The organism is Gorillibacterium sp. CAU 1737, from assembly GCF_039888655.1.
Taxonomy (GTDB): Bacteria; Bacillota; Bacilli; order Paenibacillales; family NBRC-103111; genus Gorillibacterium.
Map to the genome: position 1 here is coordinate 555,585 of NZ_JBDQQO010000002.1, position 22,782 is coordinate 578,366.

The 22,782-nt window shown below is 55.8% G+C and carries 26 protein-coding genes and 1 tRNA gene; all 27 read right to left on the bottom strand.

All coding sequences use genetic code 11. The annotated features are described in order from the left end of the window. The 27 genes from aroC to ypeB all read right to left on the bottom strand — a co-directional run bounded on the left by aroC (position 1) and on the right by ypeB (position 22,650). Complete coding sequence (gene aroC / locus AAFN83_RS07075; protein WP_347768153.1) at positions 1-1,164, bottom strand: chorismate synthase; 1,164 nt, start codon at positions 1,162-1,164, stop codon at positions 1-3. Between the two features lie 248 nt (positions 1,165-1,412). After that, on the bottom strand, positions 1,413-1,634 hold the full coding sequence (locus tag AAFN83_RS07080; protein ID WP_347768155.1) for a hypothetical protein: 222 nt from the start codon (positions 1,632-1,634) through the stop codon (positions 1,413-1,415). Between the two features lie 60 nt (positions 1,635-1,694). Then, positions 1,695-2,480, bottom strand: coding sequence for a CheR family methyltransferase (locus AAFN83_RS07085; RefSeq protein WP_347768156.1), 786 nt, complete (start codon positions 2,478-2,480; stop codon positions 1,695-1,697). Positions 2,481-2,531: 51 nt separating this feature from the next. Then, complete coding sequence (gene ndk, locus AAFN83_RS07090; RefSeq protein WP_347768157.1) at positions 2,532-2,975, bottom strand: nucleoside-diphosphate kinase; 444 nt, start codon at positions 2,973-2,975, stop codon at positions 2,532-2,534. A gap of 191 nt (positions 2,976-3,166) precedes the next feature. Beyond that, on the bottom strand, positions 3,167-4,141 hold the full coding sequence (locus AAFN83_RS07095; protein ID WP_347768158.1) for a polyprenyl synthetase family protein: 975 nt from the start codon (positions 4,139-4,141) through the stop codon (positions 3,167-3,169). A 4-nt stretch (positions 4,142-4,145) separates the two neighbouring features. Beyond that, positions 4,146-4,994 carry a menaquinone biosynthetic enzyme MqnA/MqnD family protein gene (locus AAFN83_RS07100; protein ID WP_347768159.1) on the bottom strand — a complete coding sequence of 283 codons (849 nt, stop codon included), beginning with the start codon at positions 4,992-4,994 and terminating at the stop codon, positions 4,146-4,148. 3 nt (positions 4,995-4,997) lie between these two features. Then, a complete protein-coding gene (locus tag AAFN83_RS07105) occupies positions 4,998-5,591 on the bottom strand; it encodes a UbiX family flavin prenyltransferase (protein WP_347768160.1) in 594 nt (197 codons plus the stop codon). Next, positions 5,588-6,460, bottom strand: coding sequence for a UbiA-like polyprenyltransferase (locus AAFN83_RS07110; protein WP_347768162.1), 873 nt, complete (start codon positions 6,458-6,460; stop codon positions 5,588-5,590). Before AAFN83_RS07110 ends, AAFN83_RS07105 begins: the two co-directional genes overlap by 4 nt. Positions 6,461-6,475: 15 nt before the next feature. Continuing rightward, positions 6,476-7,195, bottom strand: a complete 720-nt coding sequence (locus AAFN83_RS07115; RefSeq protein WP_347768163.1) for a demethylmenaquinone methyltransferase — start codon at positions 7,193-7,195, stop codon at positions 6,476-6,478. Positions 7,196-7,206: 11 nt separating this feature from the next. Next, entirely contained in the window at positions 7,207-8,070 is an 864-nt protein-coding gene (locus AAFN83_RS07120; RefSeq protein WP_347768165.1) for a heptaprenyl diphosphate synthase component 1, read from the bottom strand. Between the two features lie 122 nt (positions 8,071-8,192). Then, on the bottom strand, positions 8,193-8,717 hold the full coding sequence (locus AAFN83_RS07125; protein WP_347768167.1) for a hypothetical protein: 525 nt from the start codon (positions 8,715-8,717) through the stop codon (positions 8,193-8,195). A gap of 74 nt (positions 8,718-8,791) precedes the next feature. Beyond that, entirely contained in the window at positions 8,792-9,040 is a 249-nt protein-coding gene (mtrB, locus tag AAFN83_RS07130) for a trp RNA-binding attenuation protein MtrB (RefSeq protein ID WP_347768269.1), read from the bottom strand. Positions 9,041-9,157: 117 nt separating this feature from the next. Beyond that, positions 9,158-9,234: transfer RNA gene (locus AAFN83_RS07135), tRNA-Pro, on the bottom strand. Positions 9,235-9,553: 319 nt separating this feature from the next. Then, positions 9,554-9,826: an HU family DNA-binding protein gene (locus AAFN83_RS07140; protein WP_347768169.1), complete on the bottom strand. Its 273-nt coding sequence runs from the start codon at positions 9,824-9,826 to the stop codon at positions 9,554-9,556. Between the two features lie 254 nt (positions 9,827-10,080). Beyond that, the gene (gene spoIVA, locus AAFN83_RS07145; protein ID WP_347768170.1) at positions 10,081-11,559 is read right to left on the bottom strand and encodes a stage IV sporulation protein A; all 1,479 of its coding nucleotides are present in this window, start codon (positions 11,557-11,559) and stop codon (positions 10,081-10,083) included. A gap of 346 nt (positions 11,560-11,905) precedes the next feature. Next, positions 11,906-12,250, bottom strand: coding sequence for a 2Fe-2S iron-sulfur cluster-binding protein (locus AAFN83_RS07150; RefSeq protein ID WP_347768171.1), 345 nt, complete (start codon positions 12,248-12,250; stop codon positions 11,906-11,908). 96 nt (positions 12,251-12,346) lie between these two features. Then, positions 12,347-12,625, bottom strand: coding sequence for a stage VI sporulation protein F (locus tag AAFN83_RS07155; protein ID WP_347768173.1), 279 nt, complete (start codon positions 12,623-12,625; stop codon positions 12,347-12,349). A gap of 111 nt (positions 12,626-12,736) precedes the next feature. Continuing rightward, positions 12,737-13,795 (bottom strand): NAD(P)H-dependent glycerol-3-phosphate dehydrogenase, encoded by a 1,059-nt coding sequence (locus AAFN83_RS07160; protein WP_347768175.1) that lies wholly within the window; start codon positions 13,793-13,795, stop codon positions 12,737-12,739. A 21-nt stretch (positions 13,796-13,816) separates the two neighbouring features. Then, entirely contained in the window at positions 13,817-14,407 is a 591-nt protein-coding gene (gene plsY, locus AAFN83_RS07165) for a glycerol-3-phosphate 1-O-acyltransferase PlsY (protein WP_347768176.1), read from the bottom strand. Positions 14,408-14,419: 12 nt separating this feature from the next. Continuing rightward, positions 14,420-15,742: a ribosome biogenesis GTPase Der gene (der, locus tag AAFN83_RS07170; protein ID WP_347768178.1), complete on the bottom strand. Its 1,323-nt coding sequence runs from the start codon at positions 15,740-15,742 to the stop codon at positions 14,420-14,422. A 115-nt stretch (positions 15,743-15,857) separates the two neighbouring features. Continuing rightward, the gene (locus tag AAFN83_RS07175; protein ID WP_347768179.1) at positions 15,858-16,487 is read right to left on the bottom strand and encodes a hypothetical protein; all 630 of its coding nucleotides are present in this window, start codon (positions 16,485-16,487) and stop codon (positions 15,858-15,860) included. Positions 16,488-16,567: 80 nt separating this feature from the next. Further along, positions 16,568-17,617: a type 2 isopentenyl-diphosphate Delta-isomerase gene (fni, locus tag AAFN83_RS07180; RefSeq protein ID WP_347768180.1), complete on the bottom strand. Its 1,050-nt coding sequence runs from the start codon at positions 17,615-17,617 to the stop codon at positions 16,568-16,570. Positions 17,618-17,652: 35 nt separating this feature from the next. Further along, positions 17,653-18,954 carry a 30S ribosomal protein S1 gene (gene rpsA / locus AAFN83_RS07185; protein WP_347768182.1) on the bottom strand — a complete coding sequence of 434 codons (1,302 nt, stop codon included), beginning with the start codon at positions 18,952-18,954 and terminating at the stop codon, positions 17,653-17,655. A 106-nt stretch (positions 18,955-19,060) separates the two neighbouring features. Then, positions 19,061-19,651: a lysophospholipid acyltransferase family protein gene (locus tag AAFN83_RS07190; protein WP_347768184.1), complete on the bottom strand. Its 591-nt coding sequence runs from the start codon at positions 19,649-19,651 to the stop codon at positions 19,061-19,063. Positions 19,652-19,665: 14 nt separating this feature from the next. Beyond that, positions 19,666-20,328, bottom strand: a complete 663-nt coding sequence (cmk, locus tag AAFN83_RS07195) for a (d)CMP kinase (protein WP_347768186.1) — start codon at positions 20,326-20,328, stop codon at positions 19,666-19,668. Between the two features lie 213 nt (positions 20,329-20,541). Continuing rightward, positions 20,542-21,189, bottom strand: a complete 648-nt coding sequence (locus AAFN83_RS07200) for a flagellar brake protein (RefSeq protein WP_347768187.1) — start codon at positions 21,187-21,189, stop codon at positions 20,542-20,544. Between the two features lie 102 nt (positions 21,190-21,291). Beyond that, complete coding sequence (gene ypeB, locus AAFN83_RS07205) at positions 21,292-22,650, bottom strand: germination protein YpeB (protein WP_347768189.1); 1,359 nt, start codon at positions 22,648-22,650, stop codon at positions 21,292-21,294. Positions 22,651-22,782 lie beyond the last annotated feature (132 nt).

Below are 22,782 nucleotides of genomic sequence, written 5' to 3' on the forward strand. Positions count from 1 at the left end.
TTAATACCGCTCCACTTGGGCTTTGTAGTTGGCGAGGTTGGCGGTGATCTCCTCCAGGGAGTCTCCTCCGAATTTTTCCATGAAGGCGTGAGCCACTTCCCAGGCGATGACATTCTCCATGATCACCGCAGCGGCAGGCACCGCGCACGTGTCGGAACGCTCCACTTGTGCCGAGAAGGCTTCCTTCGTATCGATGTCTACGCTCTTCAGCGGTTTGTACAAGGTCGAAATCGGCTTCATCACCGCCCGAACCACAATCGGTTCTCCCGTGGTCATGCCGCCTTCAAAGCCGCCGGCCCGGTTGGTTTCCCGCCGGAATCCCTCTTCCCCGGTATATAGAATCGCATCGTGAACCTGCGAACCTCTCCGTTCCGCAGCCTCGAAGCCGATGCCGAATTCAACCCCCTTGAAGGCTTGAATCGACAGCACCGCTTGTGCGATTCGGCCATCCAGCTTGCGATCCCACTGCACGTGGCTGCCAAGCCCGACAGGAACCCCTTCCACGATGACCTCGACGATGCCGCCGAGCGTATCGCCGTCCGCCTTCGCTTCGTCAATGGCCGCGATCATCTTCGCTTCCGCCGCCTTATCCGCTACGCGTACCGGCGATTCTTCCGTGACGCGGGCAAGCTCTTCGGCTCCCAGCTCCACGCGTTCCACTTCTACCTCTCCAATGCGCAGCACTTGACATGCCGTCCGAATGCCAAAGGCAGCGAGAAGCTCCTTCGCCACAGCGCCGACGGCGACCCGCATGGTCGTCTCGCGAGCACTGGATCTCTCCAGGATATTCCGAAGATCCTTCTGGTTGTATTTCAAGCCGCCATTCAAGTCTGCATGGCCGGGACGAGGACGAAGCACCCTTCGCTTGCCCTCGTTCTCCTCCAGCGCAGGCTCAGCGCCCATGATCTTGGTCCAATGCTTCCAATCGTTATTCTCCACGACAAGCGCCACCGGCGCTCCAGTCGTAAAGCCGTGCCGAACTCCTCCTGCAAGTTGGACAGTGTCCTTCTCAATTTGCATCCGCAACCCGCGGCCGTAGCCCTTCTGTCTGCGTCCAAGTTCTCCATTAACCGCATCTGCCGCTAGCGGCAGGTTGCTCGGCAATCCCTCGATAATGGCCGTCAGCTGCGGCCCATGCGTCTCTCCCGCTGTCAAAAAACGCAAACCCGTCTCCCCCTTTTGCATCGACGCTTTGCGACCGATGAATTCTCTAGCAGAGCGTGCATATCGCATACCCAAATGCTAGACGCTTTAGCGCTTTTATGCGCTAATTATAAACGAGCAATACCGCTTTGACAAGAAACATCGGGACTTCCCCGCTCCATGTATTCGGATACAGCAAAACCGCCGCGACGAACACGGCGGTTGCTCTCAGCGTGACAGAAGCCCCATCTTCCATACCTATGTGCGATTTAAAGAGAAAGGGGACGAGGATATTCTCGCCATTTCGTGTCTTCGCTCTCCCGAACCTCCGCCAGAGCATGGAGTACGATTTCAAATCCCTGCTTTCGAAGGCTCCGTTCGTCGCTCAGCAGCCCTACTAACGACTCCGATTCAATCCCAAGAAGCTGAGCGCATTGCTTGCGCGTCAAGCGTCCCTGTCGATAAGCGCTGATGATCAACCGCTTGTCCATCGAATCCTCCCGCTTTTCGTTTCCCCTAGCTTGACCCGAAAGCGGGCGACTTATCCAGCCTTACGGCAACTTCCGGTAAAAGAACGTATCCGCCAGCTCAAATTTGTAGCGGGAAGGAGTGAAGATTTGCTCCGTGCTGCCTACAAACAGAAGCCCTCCTGGACGAAGGGCATCCGAGAATTTTTGATAGAGCTTATCCTTCGCCTCTTCGGTGAAGTAGATCATGACGTTGCGGCACACAATGAGGTCAAATCCCGTATCGAATTTATCGGCGAGCAAGTCCTGCTTTTTATAGGAAACATGACCAAAGAGCTCGGGAACAATGTGGTACAAGCCTGCCTCCTGCCGAAAATAGCGCTTCATAAAGTCCGCTGGAACGTCACGAATCGAACGATCCATATAGATCCCCTGCTTCGCTTTGGCGATGACGCCTTCATCCAGATCCGTTGCAAGAATGGTGTTCCCGGCAAGCAGTCCCAGCTCATTCATAATCATGGCCAGCGTATAGGGCTCTTCTCCCGTCGAGCAGGCTGCACTCCATACCTTGAGCTTTTTGCCGCCTCCTGCTAGCTCTTTGAAGAAGCGGTCCTTCAAGACGACCCACCTATTCGGATTGCGCCAAAATTCCGACACGTTAATCGTCATACGATCAAGAAACTCGTACAGCAGGTCTTTGTCTTTGGCAATCGCCGCAAAGTAAGCATCGAAGGAGGCGTAGCCCAGCTTCATTCGAAGGGTGGTCAGCCTCCGCTTCATCTGAGCTTCCTTGTACAAAGTCAGATCAATTCCCGTTAACTCCTTAATGCTCTTGATAAATCGCGCAAAATCCAGATCCGCGTTGTCCATTAAGCTCCCTCCAGCTCCAACAAACCTCATCCGGCATCCCGCCTGGGCCGATTAAACCCAGGGCGACACCACCAATTCATAATCCAGAAGCTCTTCTTCCCGGAAAAAAATGCCGATCTCCCGCGCCGCACTCTCCTCGGAATCCGACCCGTGAATGAGATTAAACCGCTTATGTACGGCAAAGTCCCCCCGGATCGTTCCCGGAGCCGCCTCGATCGCGTCGGTCTTGCCCATCATGGAACGACACAGAGGAATCACGCGGTCCCCCTCCCATACCATGGCGAAAACGGGACCCGAAGTAATGAAATCGAGCAGCTCCTCATAAAACGGCTTTGCCTTGTGTTCAGCGTAATGCTGCTCTGCCCGTTCACGACTAAGGCGCATCAGCTTTGCCCCTACCAACCGAAACCCCTTCGCTTCAAACCGGCTCACGATTTCCCCAATGAGTCGTCGTTGAACCCCATCCGGCTTGACCATCAAAAATGTGCGTTCCATGTTCTTCACCTTCTTCTCTGGAATGGGCGAGACTTCTATCCATAAAAAGCGAGTCTACACACGAAACGAGAAAAGGACGGGCGGCGCAATGGATGAACGAGTACGCGCCGACGAAGGAAGTCCGGGCTTGAAGGAGACGATTGGCTTCCCATTATGGGCGGTACGCCTCTAGGGCGTGTTTGTAAAACGCCTTAGTAAGAGCGTTCCCCCACAAAATGGGCAACCCCTATCAAATCCCGACGAGCTTGGCAATCGGGAAGCGGACTTAAATGCTCGATCGCTTTGTCGATATAGCGATCCGCCAGCTTCTCCGCCTCGACCAATCCCTCGCTGGACCTGATCACATCGAGAAACCGAGATACGTCCGTTTGCCCATCGGCCAACCGGATGCGTTCGATCTCCTCCAGCAGCAGCCCGCGCAGCTTCGGGTCGCAAAGTGCGAACAGGACAGGCAACGTGAGGTTGCCCTGCTTGATGTCGCTGCCCGGCGGTTTGCCGATCTGCTCCTCGGTCCCGCTCAGATCGAGCAGGTCGTCGCGGATCTGAAAGGCCATTCCAACGTTAAATCCGTAGGAATAGAGCCGCTCCGCCGTCTCCTTCGAGGCGCCTGCCGCAAGTGCGCCAAGCTGGCAGCTGACGGCGATCAGGAGCGCCGTCTTGCGCTTGATGCGGAGCAGGTAATCGCGAATCGTCTGCTCCGTGTGAAAGAAAAACCGGACCTGCTCCATCTCCCCGATGCTCATCTGCACGATCGCCCGGGACATGATGCGGTGGATCTCAGGATCGCCCAACTCCGTGATGACGTCCAATGCTCGACCGAAGATATAATCGCCGGTATACATGGCGATCCGGTTATCCCATTTGGAGCGAACCGTGAGTTGGCCGCGGCGGGTTTCCGCATCGTCGATCACATCGTCATGCACGAGGGAGGCCATATGAATCAACTCAAGCGGCACCGCCACCTTTTTCAATCGATTCAAGTCGTAGCGGCCAAACTCCCCCGACAGCAGTACAAAGATCGGACGAATCCGCTTGCCGCCTGCCTTCAACAGATGGACGGAGGCTTCCCGCAGGAGCCCCACATCGCTGTATACACTTGTTTCCAGTTCTTTCTCAACCGCGTTCAAGTCTTTCTTCACGCGGGAGTAGATGTCAATCAGCTTCATGAACTCACCTGTAGGACGGAATGTCTTGCCAGAATCGGATCGCAGCCGGGCGCTTCAGAAGCCCAAGCTCATACGCGTAATCATAGTAAAGCTGGAGTCCGCGGTGCTGCTCTTCACCGAAATCGAAGGATAACCCGGCGAAATAGCTATGCCAATAGGCTTCGTCTCCTCCAACCGTGTGAATGGCGTGCTGAATCATTTCTTTCGGTGCTGCCAATCCGCGCCGCTTGCTTTCTTGGAAAGCCCGGTACACTTCGGCAAGCAGCTCCTCATGGCGCCGTGCCGCATCCTCTCGCACCGCCCAGACGGCGAACGACATCCACTGCCCGGTCCACTCTCTCCAGAGTGCTCCAAGGTCGGTAACCTCGAAGCCCGGATGGTCCCAGCTCGCTCGAATCGCATCGTCTCCGATCAACAGAGCGGCGTCCTCGTCCGGCCTCAAGCAAGAAAGATGCGGCTCATCATAGCGATAGTCCGGATTGCCGCCAAACCGTTTGGCCATCAGGATGCGCAGGAGCGCCACCGATGCAGCCGACGTGTTCGGAAGCATGATTCGCCCTCCAGCGGCGATATCCTCCAGCGGCTTGCGATGAAAGAGTAAGATCGAGTTCACCGGCCCGAAGGCGCTTACGGAAAGGTCTGGAAACAGGACATATTCGTGAGCATGCTCTCCATAGGCAAACGAGGAGATCGGCCCCATGTCGATGGTTCCCTCGGCCATCGCTCGATTGAGCGAGGAAGGAACTTCGGTCAACAGCTCGATTTTTCCGGCGAAGCGTTCCTCCGGAAAGTGATGAAAGATCGGCCACACGTTCGTGTAGAGGATCCTTCCGATTTTCAAGGGTTCTGTCATCGGTCAAGGCTCCCCCCATCTGCGGTACAAATGATGTTCGATCTTCATGGAGTCCAGTACCCGGCCCACCATAAAATCGGTCAGTTCCTCCAAAGAGGCCGGCTTCTGGTAGAAGGCGGGCATCGCCGGGATCATCGCCACCCCCAGCTTCGCCAGCTTGAGCATATTTTCCAAGTGGATGACCGACAGCGGTGTTTCCCTTGGAACGAGAAGCAATGGGCGATTTTCTTTCAGAATAACATCGGCGGCCCTTTCCAGCAAATTACCGGATGCTCCGTGTGCAATGCCAGACAGGGTTCCCATGGAGCAGGGAAGGACGACCATCCCGTCCGTGCGGAAGGAGCCGCTTGCGATACTCGCTCCGATGTCTGCATTTGAATGGTAGATCAACCTCGAACGGGCGAAGCCGAATTGCTCCTCCAGCACTTCCGTACGTCGGGACACCGACCAGCCCAGTTCGTCGTGAAGGACCCTCCAACCGGCATCCGTCACGACCAGATGCACGTCCATTCCGGCTTCCAGTAAATAGCGGACCAACTTGACCCCGTAGATGGACCCGCTTGCGCCGGTGATACCGACGATCCAGCGCCCGCTCACCAGAACCTCACCAGCGTATCCACCAAAGTAAAGGCGAATACCACGCAGCTTAATACACCATTCATCGTGAAAAAGGCGGTGTTAGCGCGGGAGAGGTCATGCTCGCTCACGATGGCGTGCTCATAGAAGAGAATCCCGTACGAAATCACGATGCCGGCCAAATACCACCCATGAAGATCAGCCAAGAAGAAAAGACTGGTGAGCCCGATGGCGGTCAGCAGATGGCAGCCCTTCGCGATCCACAGGGATCGGCGCACGCCAAAGCGTGCCGGGATCGACTTCAAGCCCTCCTTACGGTCGAACTCCACATCCTGACAGGCATAAATGATATCAAAGCCCGTCGTCCAGAAGGCAATCGATAGATAAAAGATAAGAGAAGTCCAGCTCCCTTGTCCCGTGACGGCAAGCCAGCCGCCAGCCGGAGCGAGAGCAATGGTTAACCCGAGAAATAGATGACACAGCCAGGTAATCCGTTTGGTATACGAATAGGCAACCAGCATGAACACCGCTACGGGCAAAAGCTTCATGGATAAGGAGCTCAGGTTGCTCGTCGCCAGAAACAACAGCCCGAACGAGCCGACGACGAACACCATCACTTCCCGGAAGTGAAGGAGACCGGCTGGAATGGCCCGTGCCGAAGTGCGCGGGTTTCTCTTGTCAATGGTTCGGTCAATGATGCGATTAAGCCCCATCGCTGCGCTGCGCGCCCCGATCATCGCCAGCGTGATCCAGCCTATTTCAGGCCAGGAGGGCAGCCGTTCCAGCATGAACACCGCACCGAGCACGGCGCCCATATAAGCGAACGGCAGCGCGAATAACGTATGTTCAAATTTGATCATTTCCAGAAATATCTTGAGCTTCCTCAACATGAACGTCCCTCTGATCTACTTGTTTAAATTCTTGGTGCCGATGTGCAAGGCCGCGATTCCCCCGGTCAATGGATGAGCCTCCACCTGCACAAGTCCGGTCTCGCGGAAGGTTTCCGCCAGCTGCCGGTGATCCGGAAACTGGAGAAGCGATTCCGGCAGCCATTTGTACTCCTCGTAGCTCCGAGCGAGCAGCTTGCCGAGGAGCGGCAGAACCCGCCGGAAATAGAAATAATAAAGCCCCTTAAAGGGCTGCCAGGTCGGCTTGGACAGCTCCAGGCAGACCACGCGTCCCCCGGGCTTCACGACTCTCTGCATTTCCAGCAGTACCTGCTCGATATCCGGCACATTGCGAAGGCCGAAGCCGATCGTGACGATATCGAACAGATTGTCCGAGAACGGCAGGCTCATCGCGTTGCCCTGCACCAGCTCGATGCGGGAGGCAAGTCCCGCTTCCTGAACCTTCCGCTCGCCTACCTCCAGCATGCTTGGGCTAAAATCAAGCCCGACGGTTCTGCCCGTCCCGCTCGCCTCCGCGAGCGCGATCGTCCAGTCGCAGGTTCCGCAGCACAGGTCAAGCGCGGCCATACCCGGCTTGATGGCCAGCTTGTTCATCGTGAATTTTCGCCAATAGCGATGGCGTTGAAAGCTGAGAATGTCGTTCATGCGGTCGTATTTGGGCGCGATGCGCTCAAAGACATCATGGACAAACTCCTCTTTGGATTTGGCTGCCTTCATGTGGGTTCACCTCAACGTTCTTCCAGTATTCGCGCCTTGCCCATTGCGCGGGAGAGCCGTTCTGTCAACGGCCGAAGCTCCTCCAGCAGGCGTTCGGAATTTACCTCTCGCAGCTTGCGGCAAATATGGCCGGCTTCTTCCTCCAGCAAATGCTGCAGCTGTTGTCCGGCTTTGTATTTCAACAGCAGAGCCTTAAGCCGCGACGGGTCCGATGCTCCCGCTGCAAGCTGCTTGCGTTCATCCCGGCTTCCCATGTCGTGCACATGCCAGAATCCCCAGCTCTCGATTGCCGCTTGGTCCTCTCTTAGCCGATCAAGTTCACCCGCCAACACTTCGAATCGGGAGACCCCATAGATCAAGTCGGTTAATGTCTTGCGGGCATAATCCGGTATCAGCTCGGCAAAAGAGAGAAAAAGCTGCGCCTGGATTTGTACGCGCTGGCGTATGTACTCTTCCGCCGTTACTTTCATCTGCTTGATCTTCACATACAGGGCGAGCTTCAAGCGATTGATTTCGCTCACCGAGCTTGCCAGAAGCTTGACGGCAGCCACCTCGCCCGCCTCTGCAAGCAGGTTGTAATAGCGCGAGCTGAAATAAGCCCCCGCCAGCACCTTCAACTGACGGTTGCGAGCTTCCGGCTTCGTTTTGAGTGTGTTTCGAACGGGTACTTGCTCATGAGCATCCAGCCCCATCTGAATGATCGCCGTCACCAGAGAGAACAGCTCGCTGCGGGACGATTCCATTCCCGTTTCCTTCAGGTAGGCATCCAGAAGACGAACACGGAGTTCGGGGTAGGCCGGTAGATCCGTGTACATCTGAATGACGTCATATTCCGTATAACGTTTTACCAGCTTTTCAATGTTGGTCAGGGTCATACTGCTCCTCCGGGCTCATCGTGACAATTCTTCTTCGTTCTCAGTTCCGACACATTATTATAGCATAACCCCAACACAATCGCACTTAACCGAGGATGGCAACCAGGATGCCGGCGACCACCCTAATGGCCCAGCATACCGCGCCAGCGCTCCGTCTCGGTTAACCGGCATCGGGTCTCCAGAAACCTCTTCACCTGATCCGCCTCCGGCAGCTCTTCGCGGCCAAACCGGATGCCGTCCTCTCTTCTAGCGTCTGCCGACATCAGGAGCGGAAGAGCTTCGGATGAACCAGCCGCTTTGCCATAGACCCGAACCCGGACCTCCTCCACATTGGCCGTCTTGGCCAGTCCGAATCGGATCGAACGATAGACATCGGAATAGACTGCCGCCACGTCCACCGCGGCAGGCGCCTTGAAGTCGACGCTGAGCATTCCATTCTCCCAAGCCACATGACGAAGGGGCAAGTAAAAGGGCAGCTCGGCCATTCGGTCCACAAGCGTAGAAGCTGTGAGCAATCGGGAATCATCCTCCTTTCCCGAAACGGCTACGCTCTCCGGCCGAAACTCGCTTTTGGATAGCTGCGACAAGCCGACCGCAATCCCCATCGACATCACGGCAGCAAGGGCGTATCGGGTCAATCCGTTCATCGGCGGCTCCCCCTCAGAGGATCTATTTATCTCATTGTACAAATAAAAAAAGCGGGCTATTCCGCTTTTTTTGGTCAATCATTCGATTCGATGGATCCGTGCCGGGTCAGGATCGTCGCTTTGCCGCGTACCTTGATAGCCGAGGTATGCTCCGTGAACTGCGCAACCATGACTTCTCCCTTGTCCAGCTTCTCGGTGTGATGAAATCGAGTGTCCTGCCCTCGCGTCAAGCCGATCACATGAACGCCGTTTTCCTTGGCTTTGATCACCACATATTCAAATTCCTTCGGTTCCACTTTCGCTTCGCCTGCCTCTACATTCATTCTCGCCTTCATCATGAGGGAAAAAGCAGCGGAAGTCAAACCCCATCCTCTTCTTCGAATCACAAAAAAATGCTTCTGCAAAAGGAAAAGGACATCGTCATGACGATGTCCTTCTCATGGTCGGAGTAACACGATTTGAACGTGCGACCTCACCCACCCCAAGGGTGCGCGCTACCAGACTGCGCTATACCCCGACACTCTGAAAGTGGCAGTCCTTTTTCGACTGCAAGAAAGAGTTTATAACAGACAGAAAAGATTGTCAACCACGAGTTTTTGAATGAAATCACCGACCGCTCATAGAGAGAAAGCCAATAATCAAAAAGGCAGACAGCGTGCAGGCTGTCTGCCTTTTTCTTATCCCTATGGAGCCGCTCGCGCAGGTCCATCGCTTGTGGGAAATCATGAAGGAAGGTTCGAGAACGAAAGGTCGTATGTATGTCACGCACGCCCATATCCGTCACCCGGTAGGGCCGAACCTGCTTGAGGAGCCATCGAGAGCTCGATAGCGTTCGCTTAGCGAAGGCCTTCGCGCAGCGTCTTACCGGCCTTGAAGGAAGCCACCTTGCTCGCTTCGATCTCGATCTCTTCCCCGGTTTGCGGGTTGCGACCCTTGCGGGCAGAGCGTTCCCGAACTTCGAAGTTACCGAAGCCTACCAATTGAACCTTGTCACCGGCTTGAAGAGCTTCTGCGATGGCATCAAATACGGCTTCCACCGCTTTCGTTGCATCCTTCTTGGACAGCTCGGACACTTCCGCGACTTTCGCGATCAGATCCGTTTTATTCATGTCATTCACCTCCTTATGAACGTCCAGCATTGCTATCAATCTTTCTTCACGTTTTCGCAAGCAATTATACATAGAAGCATGAAAAATCCTTGATCCAACAAGCTTTTAGGAACAGATTTATAGTAATACACCACCGAAGCAATTTCAAGTGCCGTCCATCCCATTTTGGCCAAGACGACCAGCTTTTTCCTCTTATTTTCAGACTGGACAATAAATAAAGCCCCGCAGCATTCGCTGCGGAGCCGGGTTTTGCCTTACAGAATGATCGCGATGAGCCCGCCGGAGCCTTCGTTGATGATCCGGCCGAGCGTCTCTTGCAGCTTGTAGCGAGCGTTGTCCGGCATCATGGCGAGCTTCCCTTGAATGCCCTCGCGCACGATGGAGTGAAGGGAGCGCCCGAAAATATCGGAATCCCAAATCTTGAGCGGGTTTTCCTCGAAGTCCTGCATGAGGTAGCGAACGAGCTCCTCGCTTTGCTTTTCCGTTCCGATGATCGGAGAGAACTCGGATTCCACGTCTACGCGGATCATGTGGATCGAAGGAGCCGTCGCTTTCAACCGGACGCCGAAGCGGGAGCCTTGGCGAATCAGTTCCGGCTCGTCAAGCGCCATTTCTGCAAGCGTCGGCGGCGCAATGCCATAGCCCGTCGTCTTGACCATCTCCAGCGCTTCGGCGAACTGGTCATATTCCCGCTTGGCGTGGGTGAACTCTTGCATTAGCTGGAGCAGGTGGTCCTTGCCGCGGATTTCGACGCCGACCACTTCCATGAGGATTTGATCGTACAGTTCATCCGGGGCGTAGAGGTCGATCTCGGCAACCCCTTGCCCCATGTTCATGTCGGCCAGCGCGGCGCGATCAATGAAATCATAGGCGGCAAAGTGGCCGACTACCCGGTCGACATCCCGCAGACGGCGAATGTCCTGCACCGTATCGCGAACCGAGTTTTCGAAGCTGCTGCGCAGCCAGTGGTTTTCCTTGAGCACCATGACCCAGCTCGGAAGATTGACGTTCACTTCATGAACCGGGAATTCGTAGAGCACCTCGCGCAGCACAGACAGCACTTCTTCCTCGCCCATGGTGGCCACGCTTAAGGCCATGACCGGAATGTCATATTTGGCGGAGAGCTCGCCTCTCAACTCTTGCGCGGCTTCTCCAGTCGGCTTCGTGGAGTTGATGATGAGGATGAAGGGCTTGCCGACCTCTTTCAGCTCCGCCACAACTCTCTCTTCCGCCAGCACATAGGAGGAACGCGGAATCTCTGAGATCGTGCCGTCGGTCGTCACCACTACCCCGAGCGTCGAGTGCTCCTGAATCACCTTGCGCGTTCCGATCTCCGCCGCTTCCTCGAATGGAATCGGTTCTTCAAACCAGGGGGTCGTGATCATGCGAGGACCGTTCTCGTCCTCATAGCCCTTGGCTCCCTCAACGGCGTAGCCGACGCAGTCCACCAAGCGAACGTTGACATTCAGTCCTTCCGCCACCGTGATCTGAACCGCATTGTTCGGAACGAACTTCGGCTCCGTCGTCATGATGGTTCGTCCTGCCGCACTTTGCGGAAGCTCGTCGATAGCGCGCTGACGGTCCGCTTCGTTGCGGATATTCGGCAGCACTCCGGCTTCCATGAATCGTTTGATGAAGGTGGATTTGCCGGTGCGCACGGCTCCCACGACCCCCAGGTAGATATCCCCGCCGGTTCGTTCTGCGATGTCCTTAAAGATATCAACTTTCTCCAATTGAGATCTCCTCCTACAGGTTGATGTAACGAAGACAGCGGAAGCCTGCGAACCTAAGGAAAGAACCGGTCCGAAGCGGGAAGGACTTCGGCCATGGAACGGTTCCATGGGACGGCTCGTCACGCGACCACACTCGTACAATCCTTTATACTGGTAAAAATATATGTGCCGGTTCATAGAATATGCCAGCAAATCTGAAACTTGGCCCACTTGCAACCAAAATGGTACAAAAAAAGCCTGCCGCCAGCTCCCAACAGGGAGACTGGCGTGCAGACTCGTATGCCTGATCCACAGGCTCGTTATGAATTCTTGCAATCTGGCCTATTACCCCATCACAAAAATGGTTTCACCAGAGAGAATCTTCTTCCTTCTGCTTGGCCAGCTGGGCGCGAATGGCTGCCTTCAGGGGATCCTCTGGTACCTGAACGACCGCATCCCCTTGAACCTTGGTTTGGCAAGCGAGGCGGATACCTCGGCTCGCCTGGCCACCAAGCTTCAGCTGTTCGGCCTTGCTGAGCGGGGACAAGCCGCTCTCGTCCCGGACGGTCACCTTGCACATCAGGCAGCCGGCCACCCCCGCACAGCGGGTACGGATGGTTACCTTTCCCTTGCGCGCCGCCTCCAGGAGGGTGGTTCCCTCTCTAACCTCGACTTCCACGTCCATCGGTTCAAACCGTACTCGATGCATCATGGATCACGCCTCTTTTCCCGGGATCCGCTTGTCCATCGTCTATGGAAAACGAACCGGCTCCGCAAGGAAGCCGATTCGTTTCTCACGCGAATCCGATTATTTTTTCTTCCCGGCGAGCAGCTTCACGAGCGTATCGAGCCCCAGCTTCCCCCCGCTGCCTTTTACCGCTTGAATGATCTCGCGGGTTGTCTCCTCAGACACCGGTACGTTCACCATAGTGGATACTTGCTTGATCAGCTTGCGAAGCTGGATCTCGTCTTGCGACGTTCCCGGCTTCACCCCATCCGCGATGGACTTGATGTCCTTTTCCGTGACGGTCTTGCCGGTCTTCGATTTCACCAGGTTCAGCACGTCCTTGGGAACATTCTTGCTCATGCCCATCCCTCCTCGACCTTGTCGCACTAGGATAGGATATGTAAGAGGGACCGTTTGGGTGTGGGCGGAGCATATAAACGAAGGAGGACAAAAGTGAAATGGCTCTCCGAATTAACGTTCTTCTTCGCGAGGAATCCAATTGGATGCGGCAGATTGGGCGATCTCTTCGATCTCATGGGTGCGAACGCGGCCCATCAGGTCCTCCACCGCCTCCTTGGGAGGCTTGTTCTCAAACATAACCGCATACAGCGCATCGGTGATAGGCATCGGAATGTCTTGACTCCGAGCGAGTGAATACGCCGAGCGGGTGGTCTTGACCCCTTCGACCACCATCCCCATATGCTCCAGCACCTCATCCAGCGGCTTGCCCTGCCCAAGCAGATAGCCTGCATTCCAGTTCCGGCTGTGCTTGCTCGTACAGGTGACAATGAGGTCGCCTACCCCGGCAAGACCGGCAAAGGTGAGCGGATTGGCACCCAACTGAATGCCGAGTCTGGCAATTTCGGCAAGCCCTCTCGTCATGAGAGCCGCCTTTGCATTGTCGCCGAACCCGAGGCCGTCGGACATTCCGACACCAAGCGCGATGATGTTCTTGAGCGCTCCGCCGATCTCTACTCCAGCGACATCCGGGTTCGTGTATACACGGAAGTAGCTGCTCATGAATAGATCCTGTGCGGCCTCCGCTGCCAGGATATCATCGGCTGCCACAACGATGGTTGTCGGGCAGCGCAGCACGACCTCCTCCGCATGGCTTGGGCCGGACAGCACCACGATGCGCGAAGGATCAGCTGCGGGGATCTCCTCCGCCAGAACGACCGTCATTCGCTTGAGCGTCTCCGGCTCAAAGCCCTTTGTCGCATGAATGAGGAGGGTGTTCGGCTGCAGGTACTCGCTTGCTTTGGCTGCTACTTCTCTCATAACCGAGGAAGGCGCAGCGAAGACAACCGCTTCCGCGTCTCGAACCGCTTCCTCCATAGAGTGGGTGGCTACGATCTTCTCCGACAGCGTGACGGCTTTTAACAAGCTTTTATTGGTATGGTATTGATTAATTTCGTCAACCTGCTCCTGGCTGTGCGACCACAGGAAAACCTCATGTCCGTTCCCGGCGAGAACGGAAGCAAGAGCGGTTCCCCAGCTCCCTGCGACCAATACGGCTACTTTCCTCGACATGCTGCATCCATCCTTTCCAAACTACGATTTCTTTGCGCCGAGCTTGTTCTCCTTCTTTTGCCACAGCCGGACGATGTTGGACCGATGGCGGAAGAAGGCGAACGCCATGATCAGCAGGCTGCACCAGAACAGCTCCGGTTCGGCATTGGTCAGCAGGAGGAAGATCGGAGTCAGGAAGGTAAAGATGAGTGCGCCTAGCGATACATAGCGAGTGATCGCGATCGATAGAATCGCGAAGATGCCGGCAAAGAGAGCCGGCCAGAAGCAAAGAGTAGCCAAAACGCCGATCGTCGAAGCGATGCCTTTGCCGCCGCGAAACCGGAAGAAGACCGGCCAATTGTGGCCGATGATGACCGCAAGGCCGCACAGGATCTCAATCCAGATGCGGTCCCCGCCAAAAAGACGGCCAATCCATACGGCGGCAATGCCCTTCGACACATCCAGCGCAAGCACGAAGAGGGCGGGCCCTTTTCCAAGGACCCGAAGCGTGTTCGTCGCCCCCGCATTGCCGCTCCCGTGCTGCCGGATATCAATGCCTTTCAGCTTTCCGATTAGAACGCTAAAGCTGATGGAACCGAGTAGATAACTGAGCAGAATGGCAAGAACCTGCATGGCAACCGTCTCCTATTCGTCCGAAGCTTTTCGGCGGGTAATGAGCCGAAGAGGCGTTCCCGTGAAATCAAAGGATTCCCTCAGCCGATTTTCCAAAAACCGCGTGTACGAGAAGTGCATCAGCTCGGGATCGTTGACAAAGAGTACGATCGTAGGCGGCTTCACGGCTACCTGGGTCGCATAGTTGATGCGCAGCCTACGTCCTTTGTCCGTAGGAGGCGGAGTGACGGATACCGCGTCGTTGATCACATCATTCAGCACCGAGGTGGAAATCCGCATCGAATGATGCTCCGCTACTTCCGATACAACCGGCAGAAGCTTATGGAGACGCTGCTTGGTTTTAGCCGACAGGAACACGATCGGCGCGTACGTCATGAAGAGGAAGTGATCGCGAATTGTTTGCGTAAACCGTTGCATCGTCTTGTCATCCTTCTCGACGATGTCCCATTTGTTCACGACAAACATACACGCCCTGCCTGCTTCGTGCGCATAGCCTGCAATGTGCTTGTCCTGCTCGATGATGCCTTCTTCGCCATTGATGACGATCAGGACGACATCCGCCCGTTCAATCGCCTTCATGGCCCGCATGACGCTGTATTTCTCCACGTTCTCGTAGACCTTGCCGCGCTTGCGCATCCCGGCTGTATCAATGAGGACGTATTTTTGCCCGTCACGTTCGAACGGGGAGTCAATCGCATCGCGGGTTGTTCCGGCCACCGGACTTACAATGACGCGGTCTTCACCCAAAATGGCGTTGACCAGGGATGACTTGCCGACATTCGGCCGACCGATAAGGGCGATGCGAATCACTTCTTCGCCATACGGGTCTTCGTCGTCCTCCGGGAAATGCTTGACGGCCTCCTCCAGCATATCCCCAATGCCGATGCCGTGTGCACCGGAGATGGGAATCGGCTCACCGAAGCCCAAGCTGTAAAACTCATACATGTTCTCTTGAAGCTTGATATTGTCAGTCTTGTTGACCGCAACAATCACGGGCTTGCCCGAACGGAACAACAATTGCCCGACTTCTTCATCGGCGGGGGTCAATCCAGCCTTTGCATCCACCATAAAAATGATGACATCCGCTTCTTCAATCGCCAGTTCGGCCTGTACACGGATGGATTTCAACATTTCATCTTCGCCGTCGATCTCAATGCCGCCGGTATCAATGACGCTGAACGGCTTGTCGAGCCATTCCCCCGTCCCGTACAGCCGATCCCGGGTGATGCCCGGACGGTCTTCAACGATGGCCAACCGATCTCCGACCAATCGGTTGAAGATCGTCGACTTGCCCACATTAGGCCTGCCGACAATGGCAATCACGGGTTTTGCCATGGGGTTCACTCCTGTCCAATAAATTGCATACGCAAAAACAATCAACATGCTTCATCATACCAAAATTGCCCGGCCTTGGCTACTTACGGGCCGTCACCACGCCTGCTCGTTCGGCCTAAGGCTCTTTCCTGATCCCGCCATACGGCTTCCACTTGCCCCTCAGAATTCGCCAGATCCCAATATGCAAAATGACGATGACCGAGAAGAAGCGAGCCGTCCACAGCGTCAGCCACCATTCGTCCCAAAAGGCTCGTCCCGCCCACTCCCGCTCCGCATACCCCGGTAATTCGGCGATGTTGATCAGGTCAAGCAGCAGGAGAGCCAATGTCATCACAGGGAGCTGGTAGCGGGGATCACGGAGCCCAAGCCCGAGCACCAACGCGAGCAAGAGGGCGAAGTCAATCTCGGGCGTGGTCAGGATCAGAGCGGGCTGGGCGGTTGCCCACTCACCTGTCAAATGGCCGGCACCCGCAAGAAGGATTCCTGACCCGACCACGACGGCTCTTTCGAGTCCGCTGCTAAGCCGCTTGATGCTTAAGATGAGGAAGAGGGCGAGCGGGATGACCGTTCCCCGAACCGTGAGCCCGGGAAATGTGAGGTGTGAAAATGAGAAAAGCGCTGTCACCGCGGCAAACCGCCAGACCTCTCTGGCGCGTATCCCGCCGGCCAGCACCCCCTCCCACCCGGTTGTGAACAAAATCAGGGTGGCAATCAGATACACATAGCCCAAGTAGCCTGCGTGCATTGCAGCCTCCCTCCATCCGCTCTTGACCAGTTATGGCTCTCCCTGATCGAATGAAGCAGATATGGGATAGTATGTCCGTTTTATCGGACTCGCTGCGCATACGCGGTTGTATCAATGCCGCGTTCCCGACACCAGTCGGCCGTTCTGCCGCTAATGACAGCCGACACCTTCCAAAGCTCAGGGATCGTCGAAGCACCAAGGGCCGTCATCAGAAGACGAACGCCCTCCTCCGTTTTCTTCAGAAACGAGATCAACCCTGCTGTCTCCTCATCCTGCAGAACGCGTAAAAGCTTGCCTGCCATCCCGGCAGCGGACGCCCCCAGCACGAGTGCGGCCACGATGTCCAGGCTGTGCTGCAGACCGCCGCTCGCCATGACGTGACCGGAAGGATAGCACGGCACCGTCTCCAGCAGCGATACAGCGGTAGGCAAGCCCCAGCCGGTCAGCCACTCAAGCGGCTCCGGCCGTCGGGCGTTCTCGATGTTGGCAAAATCCGTACCGCCTCGCCCGCCCACATCCACCAGCGCAACGCCTAGCTCGGCAAGCTGGCGGGCCGTATCGGCCGTCATGCCGAAGCCGACTTCTTTCACAATGACCGGTACATCCAGGCTCTTTACGATGGCTTCAATCCGGGAGCGCGCTCCGCGGAAATCACGATCGCCTTCCGGCATAACGAGCTCCTGCATGACGTTCAAGTGAATCTGCAGAGCATTCGCTTCCAGCATGTCCACCGCGCGTTTCGCTTGATCGACAGAGGCTTCCGAGCCCAAATTGGCAAACAACACTCCGTGGGGATGAGTGCGGCGTACCACCCGATAGCTTTCTTCCACGCGCGAGTCGCGAAGCGCAGCCATCTGTGATCCCACCGCCATCGCCAGTCCGCAAGCGGCAGCGGCTTCTGCCAGCTTGCGATTGATGCGTTCTGTCTCCTCCGCTCCCCCTGTCATCGCATTAACGACAATCGGCGAACTCAAGGTGAGTTCGCCGAAAGAAGTAGCGAGGGAAACGGAATCAAGCGCCAGCTCCGGAAGATTGGAGGGCAGAGGCAGAACGTCCCGAAGGCCGTTCGTTCCCGCTGTTCCTTGCTCCAGAGCGAAGCGGATGTGTTCCATCTTGCGCGATGGGCGCATTATCCCTACCTCCGCTAAAGGTTATATCGGTGCAATCATTTAAATTTGCTCAGCTTGTCGCCGAAGCGTTCGCCCAGCGTCAGGTTCAGCGCTTGGTTGTACTCTTCAGAGATCGTTTCCTTCGGAGCACGGCGTTCGCCGCGTTCTGGACGAGGAGCTTGCGCCGGAGCTTCTTCGGTTTCCTTGATGGACAGGCTCACGCGTTTTTCATCCGGGTTGATGTCCAGAATCTTCACGCTCACTTGCTCGCCTTCCTTCAATACTTCATGCGGGGTACCGATGTGACGATGAGCGATTTGGGAGATGTGCACAAGGCCTTCCACTCCCGGCAGAACTTCGACGAATGCACCGAAGCTGGCCAGGCGCTTCACCGTACCGGTAACGATCGCACCGATTTGAAGCTCTTCCTTGACGCGCTGCCACGGACCCGGTTGAGCGGCCTTGATGGAGAGGCTGATGCGTTCGTTCGCCGGATCTACCTTCAGAACCTTCACGCGAACTTGATCGCCTTCCTTCACCACTTCAGAAGGATGCTCTACATGGTTCCAAGCGAGCTCGGAGATGTGGACCAGTCCGTCTACACCACCGATGTCGACGAATACGCCGAACGGGGTAAGGCGTTGAACCGTTCCGTCGATCTCTTGCCCAATGTTGATTCCAGCCAAAACATCTTGCTTCTTGGCTTCGTATTCTTCATCCAGAACGTCCTTTTGAGACAGGATGACTTTGTTCTTCTCGCGGTCCAGCTCCTTGACGCGCAGGCGGAGATCACGACCCTTGTAATCGCTGAAATCTTCCACGAAGTGACGCTCCACCATGGAAGCCGGGATGAAGCCGCGCAGGCCAACGTCAACCACAAGTCCGCCCTTCACGACATCGACAACCTTGGCTTCGATGACTTCTTTGGAGTCGAGCTTCGCTTGAAGATCTCCCCATGCGTTTTCGCTGTCTACGGCGCGTTTGGAGAGAACCAGCTTCTCCTTCTCGTCGTTCAGCGAAACCACCTTCAATTCGACCTCTTGGCCGACTTCGACCGCATCCTGAGCGCTTCCCAGTTGGACCGAGGACAGCTCGCGAATCGGAATAATGCCGTCATACTTGTAACCGATATCGACAAATGCTTGGTCGTCGTCCACCTTTACGATCTTGCCGCGGACAACCGTTCCTTTTTTGAGCACCGCAACGCCGTAAGCGTCTTCCACTTCCGAAGAAGCGGCTTGCGCTGCCGCATTTGCCTCCACCGCTACGGTTTCTTCACCGGTGGCAGCAGGTACGTTCTCCGGGTTTACTCCCGTTTCAGGTGTAGAGTTCCCTTGCACATTGTTTTCTTCCGTCATTCCCGATAACCTCCTAACGTTTAACAACCCAACAGCTACGAAATGGGTAAAATAAACATAATGTATAAGTAGTATAGATCTAAGATACCATTTCCATTCACTTCAATCAATTTTTACCCAGCTTTTCATGGGTTGTAACCATTTTTCGAATGGCGGCCATAATTTTCTCGGTCGCGACTTCGAGCTGGTCGGAGCCGGCTTCCTCGGATTCCTTGAGGTCGACGGGTTCTCCGTAAATGACTGTCATTTTGCGAAATGGTCGATAGCTGCCGATAATGGCGGCGGGGATAACCGTTGCCTGCGAGCGAAGCGCCAGCATGGCGGCCCCCTTCTTCCCGGCTCCTCCGGCATTGGAGCGGGACCCTTCGGGAAAGATGGTGATCACTTTCCCGGATCGTAGCAGCTCAATGGAGTGCTTGATCGATTCCTTGCTGACGCCCCCCCGCTTGACGGGAAAAGCGCCCAGCCTCTTGATGATCGGTCCGAGCAGCGGAACGCCGAACAGCTCTGCCTTCGCCATGAAGTTGACCTGGCGCTTCAATGGAATCGCCAAGACCAACGGGTCGTGATTGCTGGTGTGATTGGCACACAGAATCACGGGCCCTGCAGCCGGAATATTCTCCCGGCCCTTCGCTTCGAGCCGATAAAGGCTTTTGTAGTACGCTCTTGTCAATCCTCGCGCAAATTCATAAAACATGGGCGGTTCCTCCGCTACACATAAGATCGGCATAGAGCAAGAACGGCTTCCACAACCTCCGCCAGCTCCATCTCCGTCGTATCGAGCAGGATCGCGTCTTCCGCTTGTCGCAGCGGAGAGACTTCGCGCATCGAATCGATACGGTCGCGCTGGGAAATCTGCGCTTCCATCTCTTCGACGGTTTGGTCCGCATCCGGCATCTCCGCCAGCCGCCGCTCCGCGCGGCGTCTAGCGCTTGCCGTCAGAAACACCTTGACCTCGGCGTCGGGCAGGACCCGTGTTCCGATGTCTCGGCCATCCATGACAACGCCTTTGTTATCGGCGAGCGCCTTCTGCTTGTCCACCAGCAATTCCCGAACATCGGGATTTTGCGCGATCACGGATACCGAACCGTTGATTTCAGCGGAACGGATGAAGTCGGTCACTTCATCTCCATCGACATAGACCCGCTGTCCTTGCTCGGATCGGGCCAGCCGAATGTCCATTTCCCGAGTGGCTCTCGCCACCTCGGCAAAGTCCTCCGGACGGATGCCCAGCTTCAGGATTTTCCAGGTGACGGCGCGGTACATCGCGCCCGTGTCGACATATACGAATCCTAAAGCGCTTGCGACCATGCGCGCCACCGTGCTCTTCCCTGCACCTGCCGGTCCGTCGAGAGCAATGTTGAATCGATTCAAGGTGAAAAGCCCCCAATCGGCCGCTTGGACCGTTCGTTGCCGGCCTGCGTGCCGTATGCATGTTCCATGCGGCAGGTTGTCCCGCTCGCACGCTCGAGAGATGGCGTTCCCTCGACGAAAAAAGCAGGCGCTTGCCTGCCGACAACAGAAAGTATACCAAAAGCAGGCCGTCGCTGTAAAGCCGGATGGCAGGTTGCCTGACGCCCCTTCTCGCTATTGCTTTCTCGACTCGATCTGCCGTTCGAAGCAGAACCGAATGACCTTCTGGCGGTCCATATCGGTGATGGTTTTGAAGCGAAGCATGCAGATGCGGCGAGTTTCCGTCACTTGCTCGCGAATGACCTCACCGGAAAATTTGACATGCTCGATCTTGCCGCGCTGCGGCACAAGAAGCCAGCAGCTGAGCTCTTGGTCCGGCTGAAACAAGCTGTCCTTGTCTGAAAGGAACGACACGCCTCCGCCTCCCACATCGTCGGTCCGCGTGACGAAGTAACGGCCGTTAGGCAGCTTCACGGACAGCTCGAGGTCGGCGGCGATGCGCAGAAAGCTTCGACGTTGGACTTTCGTGATCTCCTCCTGCTCCGGTTTTCGCAGATGGACAAGCCGAATGCCGTCCTCCGAGAACCCGATGACAGAGGTTGTGAAGTAATGCTTAAATCCGTCGCCGGTCACAAAATAAGCGGACAGCTCATCCCCGTGAACGAGGCGCTTCAATCGGCCCGTCTTCTCATTCATCGGGATTTCGATCGCCAGATGGCGGTCTCCCATATCTGCGATTCTCGCCTTGTACTCCTGATTCGCTTCTGCTTCGTCGATGGAATTGATCTGCATGTAAAGAAGCTGATTAATGCTTGGAAGCAACCCTCTGACACCCCCCGTAAAAACAACAACGGCCGCCTTCGGCCATAACCGAGAAGATTATACCATGAGGTTGCTTCCGCTGAATATCCGAAACTTTAGAGATCAGGTGAGGTTGGCTTGAGCGCCTGAGCCGTCATGCAGGTTCTCGATCTTCTCCTCGTAGCCTGTCCCGCTGTTGACAAAAATCTTGTAGAGCTGGCCGTTTATTTTTCCGTAAAATTCATAGCAGTGAACGGTTTCCCCAAGCTCTCCTTCAATTAAAGCTTTCCGAGTGGACAGCACCTGAAACTTCGGGTTCAATTCCTTACGTGCTTCCTTTTCCGTAAGCTTCGGGGCCGGGAAGGTTCTTTCCTTGTAAGCCAGATGGAAATCCGCCGCTCGCATGTCTGTGACCTCACCGTCATCCAGTGCTACATTGACCATGATCGATTCGGGGTAGACCAGCACACCCTTTTGTTCATGAGCAAAGGTGAGGGCCGCCGTTCGTTGGTACTCATCGTAGTTAATCAGCGCCATGTCTGCGAAGCCATGCTCCTGCAAGAAATCCTTAGCGGCTTCCACAGCCCCTTTTGCATCGAGGACCTTCTCTCCAATGCTCCTGGGCCGCATGAACTGGATCAGATGGCCGCCTTTTTTCGAAAAATCGAGCGTCAAGTCTTCCTTGTTGTTCAGCGGGTACGTTGCCGTATACGTGTTAAATTCGGTACCGGATCCATTCTCCGTGATCTTGAGCGCATTCGGATCAGACAGGCCGAGGAAGTGCTGCGCTTTCTTGCGGATTTCTTCTGCACTCAGCTCTTTTCCGGGAAGCTTGTTCAGATCCTGACGCGTGCTCGCCTCCATGACGGAAGCCCCGAAGTCCAAATCGCTGTATCCTTCCGCCTTTTTGTTGAGCGTCTTGAAGCCGTCGATGATGACGTTATCCTGGTTCTCCTTCTGGCTGGCGAGCGCCGCCTCGACGTCCATCCATCGAAGGTTGTTGGACAAGATCCGCGTCTGTACCGTGCTCAGCTCCTTGCCGATCTCCTTCGTGCACTCGTAGAGGGACGTCAAGGTTTTCTTCTCGTCCGCCGTCAGAGGCTTGGCTTCCAGGTCGCGAATGGAGGTCTGGTAGGCAAATTTGGACAGCCGATGCAAGAGCTCCTGGGTTTTGTCGAAGGGGAGCATCGTCAGCGGCAGTTGGGTGATGCTTGTCTTCGCCTGGTTGGTCATTCTCCAGACGTTGATCATCTCCCGCCGATAATAGGCTTGCTTGGTCGGATTGACCGCCACCATGCCGCCCAATTCCTCCTGCAGCTGGCCTACATTGTGAGACAGGTCATGAAAGGACCGTTGGTACTGGTTCTCGGCTTTGATCAGGATGGCGTTCTTCTCCGCGTTGACCTGGTACCCCCAAACCCCGAGGCCGATGGCGGCTAGGACGGCGATGGGCATGACGATTCCGCTTACGGTTTTGTACATGGTTTCTTGCTCCTTCCGTGCTGGGATTCATCCTCCCGATTAGAGTTCTTCGCCTCGCGATCCTTTATGCAAATGAAGCCAAAATCGGTAGCAACCCGCCAACGAAAAAAGGAGCCCGCCCCGAGAAAAGGC